Genomic DNA, 11,498 nt, shown 5'->3' on the forward strand with positions numbered 1-11,498 from the left:
GGCGGCGACGCGGCCCGGGGGAGGCGACGACCGGGGGCGCTGGGGGACAATGGGGGCATGACCTCCGCCGACCTGTCCGACCGCCTCCGTTCCGTCCTGTCCCGGATCGATGCCGCCGCCGCCCGCGCGGGCCGGGACCCGCAGGAGATCCGCCTGCTGCTGGCGACGAAGACCCGCAGCGGCGAGGAGATCGCGCGGGCGGTCGACGCCGCGCTCGAGGCGGGGCGCACCGTGATCGTGGGAGAGAACCGTGCGCAGGAGATCGCGAAGTACGACTCCGTGCTGCTGGCCCGGCTCGAGGCGCGGGGCGTGGAGCGTCACTTCATCGGCCGCCTGCAGACGAACAAGGCCCGCGACGTCATCGCCTTCGCGCAGATGATCCACAGCGTCGACCGCCCCGACATCATCGAGGCGCTCGAGCGGCGGGCACGGACAGCGGGCCTCGTGCGGGACGTCCTCGTCCAGGTCAACACGTCCGGCGAGGAGTCCAAGGGCGGCTACGCCCCCGAGCCGGAGGCGATCGCCGGGGCGGTCGCCCGGCTGCGCGAGGGCGGCGTCCTGCGCCCGGCGGGCCTCATGACGATCGGTGCGAACACGAGCGAGGACGGCGCGGTCCGCGCCTCGCTCGGGGCTCTGCGGCGTCTGCGCGACGAGCTCGCGGATCCGCAGCTGGTGCACCTGTCGATGGGCATGAGCGGCGACCTCGAGATCGCCGTCGAGGAGGGGGCGAGCATCGTCCGCGTCGGCTCGGCGATCTTCGGGCCGCGGCCCGCGCCCTGAGCCTCCGGGTCACAGTCCGTCACACACGGCCTTGCGGGAGCCTTGAGGGGGCATAAGCTCGAACGGCGAGCCGCTGTGCCGCGTCGACGCCGCGGCGTCCGGTCGCGGGCGGCGGGATCGGACCCGTGACCCTGACGAACCGGAGGCTTCCCCGTGCACATCCAGACCGCAGCCGTGCAGACCCTGCGAGACCATCAGCACGGAGCGGTCGTGCCGCCCCTCCACCTCGCCTCGACCTTCGAGCTGGACCCCGCCACGGCGGACGGTCCCTTCGCCTATCAGCGCGGCTCCAACCCGACGCGCGCCGAGCTCGAGCAGGTCCTGGCCGTGCTCGACGGCGCCGAGCACGGCTTCGCCTTCGCCAGCGGCATGGCCGCGACCGCGGCCGCCTTCTCGATCCTCGAGACCGGGGACGAGGTGATCCTCTCCGCGAGCGTGTACGGCGGCACGTACCGCCTGGTCGACAAGTACTTCGAGGCCCGCGGCCTGCGCGCCCGCTTCGTCGAGGACCTCGGCACCCTCACCGAGGCCGACGTCACCGAGCGCACCCGCATCGTCTTCGTCGAGACACCCGCGAACCCGACCCTGCGCATCACCGACCTGCGCCGGATCGTCGATCTCGCCCATCGCGGCGGCGCCCTCGTGGTCGTCGACAACACGTTCATGTCCGGAGTGCTGCAGCGGCCCCTCGCCCTGGGCGCCGACGTCGTCGTCCAGTCCGCGACCAAGTTCCTCTCGGGTCACTCCGACATCCTCGCCGGCACGATCACCACGAACGACGCGGATCTCGCCGAGCGCTTCGCCCTCGCGCAGAAGGCGCTCGGCGGCGTGCTGCCGCCCTTCGACTCCTACCGCCTCATCCAGACGATCAAGACGCTGCCGCTGCGCCTCGAGCGCCAGCAGGCCAATGCGATCGCGATCCGCGAGCACCTCGGGGCGCATCCGGCGATCGGCACCGTGTTCTTCCCCGGCTCCCACAGCGAGGAGGAGGCGCGCATCCACGCCTCGCAGGCCTCCGGCCCCGGCGCGGTGCTCGCCTTCGAGCTCGCCCCCGAGGTCGACCGGGTCGCCTTCCTGCGTGCCCTGAGGTACCCGGCGTACGCGGTGAGCCTGGGCGGGGTCGAGTCCCTCATCTGCCACCCCGCGACCATGACCCATGAGGCGATGACCCCCGAGGCGCAGGCGGAGGCGGGCATCAGCCCGGAGCTGCTGCGCCTGTCGGTCGGCATCGAGGACGTCGCCGACCTCGTCGAGGACCTCGACCAGGCCCTTGCCGCCGGTCTCGCCGCCTCCTGACCTGCAGCACCCACCCGTCGACCCCGAGGACTCCCCATGAGCACGACCGACCGGCCGGCCCTGCCGCGCACCACGACCCGCCGCACCGCCCTCGCCCTCGCCGGCGGCGGGGGACTGGCGGCCCTGCTCGCCGCATGCGGGGAGCCCCAGACCCGCGGCGAGGACGGCACCGTCGTCAGCGACGGCGGCGGCAGCCCCGCCGCGGACGCCCTCGCCAGCATCCGGTCGAGCGGGACGGTCCGGATCGGCGTCGAGGGCACCTACCGCCCCTACGCGTTCCACGACGACTCCGGCGCGCTCGTCGGCTTCGAGAAGGACATCGCCGACGCGATCGCGGGGGGCCTCGGCGCCGAGGCCGAGTACATCGAGACCGAATGGGACTCGCTGCTCGCGGGCCTGGATGTCGACAAGTACGACCTGGTCATCAACAACGTCGGCATCACCCCGGAGCGCCAGGAGAAGTACCTGTTCAGCCAGCCGTACGCGCGCGCCATCGGCCGCGTGGCCGTGCCCGAGGACTCCGAGATCCAGGCCATGGCGGACCTGAAGGGAGCGCGCGCCGCGCAGACCGCGACCTCGAACTGGGCGGCGACCATGGAGGGGCTGGGCGCGGAGATCATCCCCGTGCAGGGCTTCGCCGAGTCGATCGAGCTGGTCGTGCAGGGCCGGGCCGATGCGACGGCCAACGACCTCGTCTCCTTCCAGACCTATCTCGAGGAGAACCCGGGAGCACCCTTCCGGCTCCTCGAGGAGGAGCTGCCGCTGGACGAGGAGATCGGGGTGATCATGCCGAAGGGCCAGGAGGCGCTGCTGGCCGCGGTCGACGAGATCCTCACCGGCATGAAGCAGGACGGCTCCCTCACCGCGATCTATCAGGAATGGGTGGGCCAGGACCTGTCCCCGGTGGAGTGAGGGACCGGTGCCGCACTTCCTGGAGCTGTGGATCTCCTCGCTGCCGCGCCTGCTCGCCGCGACGATCCAGACCACCGTCCCCCTCTCGCTGATCTCCTTCGCGATCGCGCTCGTGATCGCCGTGGCGACGGCGCTGCTGCGCCTGTACGCCCCGGCGCCGCTGAAGGCGATCGCCTGGCTGTACGTGTGGGTCTTCCGCGGGACCCCGCTGGTGGTGCAGCTGTTCATCGTCTTCTTCGGCCTGCCGAACGTCGGGATCGTGCTGCCCGCCTTCACGGCGGCGATCGTCACGCTCGCGCTGAACACGGGCGCCTACGCCTCGGAGGCGGTGCGCGCCTCCCTGCTGTCGATCCCGCGCGGCCAGTTCGAGGCCGCCCAGACCCTGAACCTGTCCCGCGCCACGACGTTCCGCCGGGTCGTGGCGCCGCAGGCGTTCCGGATCGCGCTGCCGCCGCTGGCCAACGATTTCATCGACCTCGTCAAGGGCACCAGCCTCGTCTTCGCGATCACCATCACCGACGTGTTCCAGGTGGGCCGTCAGATCGCTGCGGCGAACTTCGAGCCGCTGATCATGTATGTCCTGGTCGCGCTGATCTATCTGGTCATCGTGTCCCTGCTCAGCATCCTGCAGGGCGTCCTCGAGAAGAAGGTGTCTGCCCATGTCCGCCCCAGCTGACCGCGACCCCGCCGGCGCGAGGCCGCTCGGCGCGCCGCTTCGCCTGATCGGCCTGCGCAAGACCTTCGGATCGCTGGTCGCCCTCGACGACGTCGACCTCGAGGTCCCCCGTGGTCGCACGACCGTGCTGCTGGGCCCCTCGGGGTCCGGGAAGTCGACGCTGCTGCGCTGCCTGAACCTGCTCGAGTCGCCGGACGCCGGGCAGATCGATCTGGGGGATGGGCCCGTCGAGGTCGGCGGGATCCTGCCGCGCCGCACCGTCCGGGAGATCCGCTCCCGCTCGACGATGGTGTTCCAGCAGTTCAACCTGTTCCCTCACCTGACGGCGCTGGGGAACGTGACCCTGGCCCCCGTCGAGTCCCGCGGCATGAGCCGGGCCGATGCGGAAGCGCTGGGTCGCGATGTCCTCGCGAAGGTGGGGCTGGCCGAGAAGGCCGATGCCTACCCGGACCGGCTCTCGGGAGGGCAGCAGCAGCGTGTCGCGATCGCGCGGGCGCTGGCGATGGACCCCGACTTCCTGCTCTTCGACGAGCCGACCTCCGCGTTGGACCCGGAGCTCGCGGCGGAGGTCGTCTCCGTGCTCGCGGATCTCGCGGCCGAGCACCGGACGCTCGTCGTGGTCACGCATTCCCTCGCCTTCGCGCGCAGGGTCGCCGATCAGGTCGTGTTCCTGGAGGACGGGAAGGTCCTGCAGGACGGTCCGCCCGAGGAGTTCTTCGAGTCCGAGGATCCCCGCCTGCGCCGCTTCCGCGAGGTGGTGGGCTCGGTCTGAACGACCGACCCGATGCTGTTCACCGGCGCCGACCTGCTCGCTCGGGACGCCCGCCGCGTCACCGCATGCGCGGCGGACAGCCGTCCCCACCGCGGGACGTGCGGGGAACCATGTCCTGAAGGATATGTACATCATGTACACGCCTCCGGAACAGGGTGCCCTCCTCGTCACCCTTCGCTCTCCGCCGCCCGCCCTGGCTCCTCTCCGCGCGTCGTCGATCCCCGCCGTTTCTCCGGGGATGCTGCTCACCGGCCCTCCGGGGATGAGCCGAGGATGCCGGAACCCCGGCCGACGCCACGGCCCCGCCGGCCGCCGCGGGCACAGCGGCGCCGTTCGACATCGCCGAGCGCCGGGTGCCGGGGCGACGGCAGACGGACGACGTGTTCACGTCGTTCTGGATCGTCAGAGCGGCGTCGGTTCTTCGGCGGGCCTGAGTGCGACGTGGATTCCTCGACGGAATCGGGAACGGGTGAGGGCGGCGGCGCCGGAGAACCGTGAGCGGGCGGCGCCGGGGGACCGTCGATGCGGTCGTCTGTGGGGCGGCGCCGGGCCGTGCCGTCCGATCGGCTCGCAGCGAACCTGGGGCGCGGACCCAGGCCGGGCACGGGCGGGTTCTGTACGATGTGGCGCATCGGGCGCCCGTGACATCATGCAGCGCCCGGACCTCACGCCCTCAAGGAGAGCAATGGCCCGCCACAATGTCATCTTCGGCCGCGACAAGGAGCTCCAGCAGAGCCCCTTCGCCCAGCAGGCCGCCTACGGCCAGGCCGGTCCGCAGACCTGGCAGCCCTACCAGGCGCCGGGGACGCAGGCCCCGCAGGACGACCTCGAGTCGATCTACGCGCGCCCCGCCGCGACCGGCCACGACACCGGTCGCATGACCATGAAGGACGCGCTGAACGCGATCACCGCCACCCTCGGCGTGGTCATGGTCGTCGGCGCCTTCTTCACCCTCCTCCCGCCCGCGCTCGGGATCATCACCGGCACCGAGGCAGGCGCCCAGATCGGCCTGGGCATCAGCGGGATCGCACTCGCCATCGGCCTCATCGGCGGGCTGGTCCTGGGCCTCGTCAACGCGTTCAAGAAGCAGCCCAGCCCCGTGCTCGTGCTGCTCTACGCCGTGTTCGAAGGCATGCTCCTGGGCGGCCTCAGCAGCATGCTCGAGTTCCAGTACCCGGGCATCGCCCTGCAGGCCGTGCTCGCGACCCTCGCGGTAGCCGGCACCGTCCTGGTGTTCTTCCGCCTCGGCGTGCTGCGCACCTCCCCGCGTCTGACCAAGATCTTCATGATCGCCATGGTCGCGTACATGATCTTCGGCGTCGTCAACATCGGCTTCATGATCTTCGCCGGGTACTCGCTCCGCTCGGGGCTGGTGGGCATGGTCATCGGCGCGATCGCCGTGTGCATGGCCTCCTACTCCCTGGTGATGGACTTCGAGGACGTCCAGCGCGCCGTCGGCAACGTCCAGCGCCGGTACGCCTGGCGCTGCGCCTTCGGCATCGCGGCCACGCTCGTGTGGATGTACCTGGAGATCCTGCGGCTGATCGCGATCCTCCGCGGCAGCGACTGACCACGCGGGCGCCCTGCGCCGACCTCCCCTATGCTGTGACGGCGGGCCCTTCGGGGCCCGCCGTCCGCGCATTCCGCGAGCCCTGTCCGTCGAGCCCGAGGAGCCCCCGGTGCGAGAGCTGATCGCATGGATCGGCGAGAACTACGTCGTGGTCGGGACCGTCCTGTACTGGGTCCTCGACACCTGCCTGCGGATCGCCGGCGTGATCGTCGTACCCCGCCACCGTCGCCCCGGGGCCGCGCTCGCCTGGCTCTTCGCCATCATGCTGTTGCCGATCGTCGGATTCCCGCTGTATCTCATGCTCGGCAAGGCGCAGCTGCCCCGCAAGCGTCGCGAGAAGCAGAAGGTCGTCAACCGGCTCATGCATCTGCGGGCCCGCGAGATCCCCGACAGCGAGCTCGACCCGGACGTGCCCAGCTGGCTGCAGTCCGCGGTCCGCCTGAACCGGGCGCTCGGCGCCTTCCCGCTCACCGGCCACAACGACGCGGACCTCGAGATCGACTACCAGACCTCGCTGGACCGGATGGCCGCGGACATCCGCACCGCCTCCTCGGACGTCCACGTGCTCTTCTACACGATGGGCCTGGACGAGGTGACGCAGAACTTCTTCGACGCCCTCGCGGAGGTCGCCGACCGCGGCGTCCACGTGCGCGTGCTCTACGACCATCTGGGATCCATCACCCACTGGCCCGTCTACCGGGCGATGCGTCAGCATCTGGACGCCCACGGCATCGAGCATCACCCGATGATGCCGGTCAAGCCCTTCAGCGACGGCGCTTTCCAGCGTCCGGACCTGCGCAACCATCGCAAGCTCCTGATCGTGGACGGCGAGATCGGCTGGATGGGCAGCCAGAACGTGATCGCCCCGCACTACGACAAGGCCTCCAACATCCGGCGCGGCCTGCGCTGGCAGGAGACGATGGTGCGGTTCCGCGGGCCGATCGTCTCCGAGATGAACCTGCTGTTCGCAACCGACTGGTACTTCGAGTCCGGGCAGACCCTGCCGATGGAGACCGTCGTCCACGGCACCGCCTCGCGGCCGGGCACCTACGAATGCCAGCTGGTCCCCAGCGGCCCCGGCTTCGTCTTCGAGAACAACCTGCTGCTGTTCAACCAGCTGTTCTACAACGCGCAGCAGCGGATCGTCGCCGTCTCCCCGTACTTCGTGCCCGACGAGTCCATGTTCTCCGCCCTCGTGACCGCGGCCCGGCGCGGGGTGGACGTCGAGCTCTTCGTCTCCGAGATCGGCGACCAGTTCCTGGTCTTCCACGCCCAGCGCTCCTACTACACGGAGCTGCTCGAGGCAGGGGTGCGGATCCAGCTCTACGCGGCGCCCGCGATCCTGCACGCCAAGCACGTGACGATCGACGACTCGGTGACCGTGATCGGCTCCTCCAACATGGACATCCGCTCGTTCCTGCTGGACATGGAGTCCTCGATGATGATCGGCGGCACCGACTTCATGGAGAAGATGCACGTGGTCGAGGACGTGTACCGCTCCCGCAGCCGCGAGCTCACCCTCGACGAATGGCGGGCCCGCCCGACCCTCACGCGGATGCTCGACAACACCTGCCGTCTCGCCTCCGCCGTCGTGTGAGACCGCAGCCGGCATCCACGGCCGGAGAGGTCAGCCGCCGGTGACCTCGAGGGATGTCAGAGCCTCCGTCACCGCGGCCTCGTGCTCGGCGTTGCCGACGGGGTATTCGGCGGCGAAGAAGCTCGGGCCGTTCTCGGTCTCGACGACGATGACGATGAGGTGCGAGGCGGTGATCTTCGTGCCGTCGGGATAGGCGAGGTCGCTCTTGCCGAACTCGTAGTCCAGCGAGACCTTGTGGCCCTCGACCCCGTCGATCTCGACGGCCTCGCTCTTCCGGTTGGCCTCGGTCTTGCTGCCCATGTCGCCCCACACCGGGGCGGTCAGCAGGCAGTCGGTGATGCGGTCGGCGGCCTTCTCCGTGCCGGGGTACTCGTAGCCGTCCTGCCAGTGGACGGCGCCGACCGTCACCGAGGACCACCAGGTCCCCGGGATCACGGCCCCCATCGCGACCGCCTCGTCATCCGTGAAGTACAGCCCGCTGTTCGCGTTGGTCCGCTCGGAGAAGATCTCCGGGGGATCGAACTGCAGACCGCCGCCGGCGAGCTTGCCGGGCGGGTTCCTCGTGGTGCGCTGCTTGCCGCTCGGCCAGCAGTACTGCTCCTCCTCGGTCGGCACGGGCGTGGTCGACGCGCTCGCCGTGCCGACCGCGGAGCTCGAGGTCGCCGTCCCCGCCGTGCCGCCCGGGTCGCCCGCGGTCACGCTGCGCACCACCAGATAGCCGACCACCGCGCCGATGATCAGCAGGAAGACGAGGGCGAAGGTGATGCCGCCGTAGAGGAGAGCGCGGCCGCGGCCGGAGCCGGGGGGAGGCTGCGGTGCGGTGTACATCGGGGCTCCTTGACGGGGTCGGGGCGGGGGAGGGATCCGGGGACGGGCGGGGCGGGCCGGAGGCGGGGACCGCTAGCGGACGACCTTGAGGCTCGCGATGATCTCCTCGAGCTCGGCGACATGCTCCGGCTGGTCGGCCGCGACATCGGAGACCAGCCCGCTGGGGCCGTCCGGCGCCTCGACCACGATCGAGGTCACGACCGAGGAGTTGGTCGTCTCGAGCATGTCGGGGTCCTCGAAATGATAGGTCGCCTGGACGATCCACGCCGGGTAGCCGTCGACGATGGTCGACTCGGTGCGGTAGTCGGTGACCACCGGGTTCTCGCCGAAGTAGTCGAGCACCCCGGAGGTGGTCGCATAGCACTGGAACAGCGTGACCGCGGACTGCTCGAGGCCCGGGTAGCCGCCCTCGGACTCGGGGAACACCACCTTGCCCAGGTAGACGACGGAGTACCAGGAGCCCTCGACGTTGCGGGCCTGGCCGTTGGTCTCCGTCATATAGGGCAGGCTCGCCCCGCCCCACGGGTAGTCCCAGGTCTTCGGGATCGTGTACTCGAGATCCCCGCCGCGCAGGGTGCCGCTGGGCGAGGACGGGCCGGAGGCGTAGTCGCCGATCGTGCAGTCCGTCGTCGGCTTCTGCGTGAAGATCGGCGGGGGCGGGGCGATGTCCGGGTCGTTCTGGTCGGGCACGTACTCGCCCTCGCCCTCCCCCGACCGCGTGGCGCCCGTCGGCGGAGCGGCCGTGGGGACGTCGTCGGGCTGTTTGAAGACCGTCTGCGAGAGCACCAGCGCGAGGATCGCGAGCAGCGCGAACCCCGAGCCCAGCACGGACAGCACGACGACGAGGGCGCGGGAGCGCGCCTTCGGGCCCGGCTGTGCGAAAGGCCCCGAGGCCTCGGACGCGGAGCCGTAGTCGGGCAGGCCGGCGACGCCGCCGGGGCGTCCGGCCGCGCTGAAGTCCGGCAGTCCGCCCCCGGGCTGGCTGCCTCCGGGAAGCTGCGTCATCGGCTCTCCTGCTCGTGGCGTCCGTCGGTGGTCCGGACCGATTCTCGCACGAGCGCATCAGCCGCGGTTGCTAGGGTCCGATCATGCGCCCGCCTCTCGTGCTCTGCCTCGACGCCACCGACCCGATCGGGGCCTCCGGCCTCGCCGCCGACCTCAAGACCCTCACCGCTCTCGGCGTCTACGGCGCCGGCATCGCGACCATGGTGATGTCCGGTTCCACGCAGGGCACGGCCTCCCTGCACCGACTGCCCGGGGAGGTGGTCACCTCCCAGCTGGACGCGGTCCTGGCCGATGTGCGGCCCGACGCGACGAAGATCGGCGCGCTCGGCTCCGCCGCAGCGGCCCGCGAGGTCGCCCGTCGCCTGCGGGAGCATCGGGCGGAGCTCGGCACGATCGTGCTGGACGCGGTGATGACCGATGTCGACGGCACCGCGCTCGCGACGGCGGAGGCCGCGGAGGTCATCGCCCGCGAGCTGCTGCCGCTGGCCGATGTCCTGGTCGCGAACCCTCTCGAGGCGGCGCAGCTGCTGGATCGCGGCCCGGCCGCGGATCTCGAGGCGCTGCGTGAGCAGGCCCTCGCCCTCGCGGAGCTCGGGCCCCGCGCCGTGCTGCTCACGGGTGCGCGGCTCGAGAGCGCCGATGCGGCCGATGTGCTCGTCCACCCGGGCGGCACGGACGTGCTGCGCAGCCCCCGCGTCTCTGGGGCGCACACGCGCGGCGCCGGGGCCACCCTGAGCGCCGCGATCGCCGGGCAGTACGCGCGCCTGGCCGAGTTCGGCCGGGCGGGGGAGCGCACCGAGGTCGGGGAGGACGGCGACCATGACGACGACGTCACGATCCTCGCCTCCGCCCGTGACTTCCTCGCCTCCGCGATGGCCGATGCCCGGACCTGGGAGCTCTCCCGCACCCCGGGCACGGGTCACGGGCCGCTGAACCACCTCATCACGCTCTCGGCGGGCTGAGCCCTCAGCCCAGCAGACCGAAGCGCTCCTTGAGGGCGAGCATTCGAAGAGCGGAGCGGGCGAGGGCCTCATCGGCCTCGGAGGACCCGCCGGCCCAGGCCTCGATCGCCTCGACCAGCTCCCCGGCGATGGCGGGGTCGGCGGTGATCACCAGGTCGCCGCCGGCCTCGAGGGCGCGGGTCGCCCGCTCCGGGACGGGGACGTCTGCGACCGCCTTCGCGGAGCCGATGTCGTCGGTCATGACGATCCCCTCGAAGCCGAGCTCCCCGCGCAGCAGGTCCTGCACCACGGCGGGGGAGAACATGGCAGGGGCGTCCGCGTCGATCTGCGTGTACACGGCGCTCGAGGTCATCACGAGCTCCGCGCCTGCCGCGATCCCCGCGGAGAACGGGGCGAGGAAGGCGTCCCCGGGAGCGGTCACGTCGTCGGTGACGTCCTCGGTGGAGAAATCGGTGTTCCCCCGGATGCGCCCCAGTCCGGGGAAGTGCTTGAGCGTCGCGGCCACACCGACCTCGTGCAGCGCCCCCACGGCGGCCGCGACCGCCGCGGAGACCTCCTCCGGATCTGTCCCGAAGCCGCGCTCCAGCTTCCCGACCGGCGCGTTGTCGCGCCCCAGACCCGGGTCGACGACATCCGCGACGGGCGCGAGGTCCACGTGCAGTCCCAGCGCCGAGAGGTCCTCCGCGATGCTGCGATAGGCCTCGGCGACCGCGTCGGGGCCCTGCTCGCCGAGCTCGGCGGCGCTCTCGGTGCGGCGGGCCGCGTCCCCGCGCAGCATGCGGATCTGCCCGCCCTCCTGGTCCACGGCCAGCAGCGGTGCCGGTGCGCCGCCGCTCGCGTCGCGGGCCGCGGAGACGGCGGCGACGACATCGGGCACCTGCTCCCAGCGGCCCAGCAGGAAGAAGCCGCCGAGCCCCAGACCGGCGACATCGTCCGTCGGGAAGGGATCGCCGGCGCGCACTCCCGCGAGCACGAGCTGGGCCGCGCGCTCGCGGGTCCCCATCGCGGCGAGCGTCTGCTCGGCGAGGGTGGGCGGCGGCGTGGTCTCCGGCGGGGCTGGCTCGCCGCTCGCGCCGCCCGTGTCCGAGGCGGGGGCGGTG

The 11,498-nt window shown here is 71.6% G+C and carries 11 protein-coding genes; 8 read left to right on the forward strand and 3 right to left on the reverse strand.

The window, feature by feature from the left end; all coding sequences use genetic code 11:
• Nucleotides 1-57 precede the first annotated feature (57 nt).
• The 7 genes from ACFFF6_RS18560 to cls all read left to right on the forward strand — a co-directional run bounded on the left by ACFFF6_RS18560 (nucleotide 58) and on the right by cls (nucleotide 7,603).
• Nucleotides 58-780 carry a YggS family pyridoxal phosphate-dependent enzyme gene (locus ACFFF6_RS18560; RefSeq protein WP_376982998.1) on the forward strand — a complete coding sequence of 241 codons (723 nt, stop codon included), beginning with the start codon at nucleotides 58-60 and terminating at the stop codon, nucleotides 778-780.
• Between the two features lie 153 nt (nucleotides 781-933).
• The gene (locus ACFFF6_RS18565; protein WP_376982999.1) at nucleotides 934-2,076 is read left to right on the forward strand and encodes a trans-sulfuration enzyme family protein; all 1,143 of its coding nucleotides are present in this window, start codon (nucleotides 934-936) and stop codon (nucleotides 2,074-2,076) included.
• A 36-nt stretch (nucleotides 2,077-2,112) separates the two neighbouring features.
• On the forward strand, nucleotides 2,113-2,988 hold the full coding sequence (locus ACFFF6_RS18570) for a transporter substrate-binding domain-containing protein (RefSeq protein ID WP_376983000.1): 876 nt from the start codon (nucleotides 2,113-2,115) through the stop codon (nucleotides 2,986-2,988).
• Between the two features lie 7 nt (nucleotides 2,989-2,995).
• On the forward strand, nucleotides 2,996-3,664 hold the full coding sequence (locus ACFFF6_RS18575) for an amino acid ABC transporter permease (RefSeq protein ID WP_376983001.1): 669 nt from the start codon (nucleotides 2,996-2,998) through the stop codon (nucleotides 3,662-3,664).
• On the forward strand, nucleotides 3,648-4,436 hold the full coding sequence (locus ACFFF6_RS18580; RefSeq protein WP_376983002.1) for an amino acid ABC transporter ATP-binding protein: 789 nt from the start codon (nucleotides 3,648-3,650) through the stop codon (nucleotides 4,434-4,436). Before ACFFF6_RS18575 ends, ACFFF6_RS18580 begins: the two co-directional genes overlap by 17 nt.
• Before the next feature lie 685 nt (nucleotides 4,437-5,121).
• On the forward strand, nucleotides 5,122-6,006 hold the full coding sequence (locus tag ACFFF6_RS18585; protein WP_376983003.1) for a Bax inhibitor-1/YccA family protein: 885 nt from the start codon (nucleotides 5,122-5,124) through the stop codon (nucleotides 6,004-6,006).
• 118 nt (nucleotides 6,007-6,124) lie between these two features.
• A complete protein-coding gene (cls, locus tag ACFFF6_RS18590) occupies nucleotides 6,125-7,603 on the forward strand; it encodes a cardiolipin synthase (protein WP_376983008.1) in 1,479 nt (492 codons plus the stop codon).
• Nucleotides 7,604-7,633: 30 nt separating this feature from the next.
• On the opposite strand, the gene ACFFF6_RS18595 is transcribed toward cls, so the two are convergent.
• Nucleotides 7,634-8,431: a hypothetical protein gene (locus tag ACFFF6_RS18595; RefSeq protein WP_376983004.1), complete on the reverse strand. Its 798-nt coding sequence runs from the start codon at nucleotides 8,429-8,431 to the stop codon at nucleotides 7,634-7,636.
• A gap of 72 nt (nucleotides 8,432-8,503) precedes the next feature.
• Nucleotides 8,504-9,436, reverse strand: a complete 933-nt coding sequence (locus ACFFF6_RS18600; protein WP_376983005.1) for a hypothetical protein — start codon at nucleotides 9,434-9,436, stop codon at nucleotides 8,504-8,506.
• An 83-nt stretch (nucleotides 9,437-9,519) separates the two neighbouring features.
• Between ACFFF6_RS18600 and thiD the strand changes: the two genes are divergently transcribed.
• Nucleotides 9,520-10,398, forward strand: a complete 879-nt coding sequence (gene thiD / locus ACFFF6_RS18605; RefSeq protein WP_376983006.1) for a bifunctional hydroxymethylpyrimidine kinase/phosphomethylpyrimidine kinase — start codon at nucleotides 9,520-9,522, stop codon at nucleotides 10,396-10,398.
• Between the two features lie 4 nt (nucleotides 10,399-10,402).
• On the opposite strand, the gene ACFFF6_RS18610 is transcribed toward thiD, so the two are convergent.
• The coding region (locus tag ACFFF6_RS18610) for a glycoside hydrolase family 3 N-terminal domain-containing protein (RefSeq protein ID WP_376983007.1) at nucleotides 10,403-11,498 on the reverse strand (1,096 nt) is incomplete at its 5' end.

The sequence above is a fragment of the Brachybacterium hainanense genome (assembly GCF_042434575.1).
Lineage (GTDB): Bacteria > Actinomycetota > Actinomycetes > Actinomycetales > Dermabacteraceae > Brachybacterium > Brachybacterium hainanense.

Excerpts from the sequence above, each read along its gene's own strand:
- ACFFF6_RS18600 (WP_376983005.1), bottom strand. The coding sequence starts at position 9,436 with ATGACGCAGCTTCCCGGAGGCAGCCAGCCCGGGGGCGGACTGCCGGAC.
- ACFFF6_RS18570 (WP_376983000.1), top strand. The coding sequence starts at position 2,113 with ATGAGCACGACCGACCGGCCGGCCCTGCCGCGCACCACGACCCGCCGC.
- thiD (WP_376983006.1), top strand. The coding sequence starts at position 9,520 with ATGCGCCCGCCTCTCGTGCTCTGCCTCGACGCCACCGACCCGATCGGG.
- ACFFF6_RS18595 (WP_376983004.1), bottom strand. The coding sequence starts at position 8,431 with ATGTACACCGCACCGCAGCCTCCCCCCGGCTCCGGCCGCGGCCGCGCT.
- ACFFF6_RS18585 (WP_376983003.1), top strand. The coding sequence starts at position 5,122 with ATGGCCCGCCACAATGTCATCTTCGGCCGCGACAAGGAGCTCCAGCAG.
- ACFFF6_RS18560 (WP_376982998.1), top strand. The coding sequence starts at position 58 with ATGACCTCCGCCGACCTGTCCGACCGCCTCCGTTCCGTCCTGTCCCGG.
- ACFFF6_RS18580 (WP_376983002.1), top strand. The coding sequence starts at position 3,648 with ATGTCCGCCCCAGCTGACCGCGACCCCGCCGGCGCGAGGCCGCTCGGC.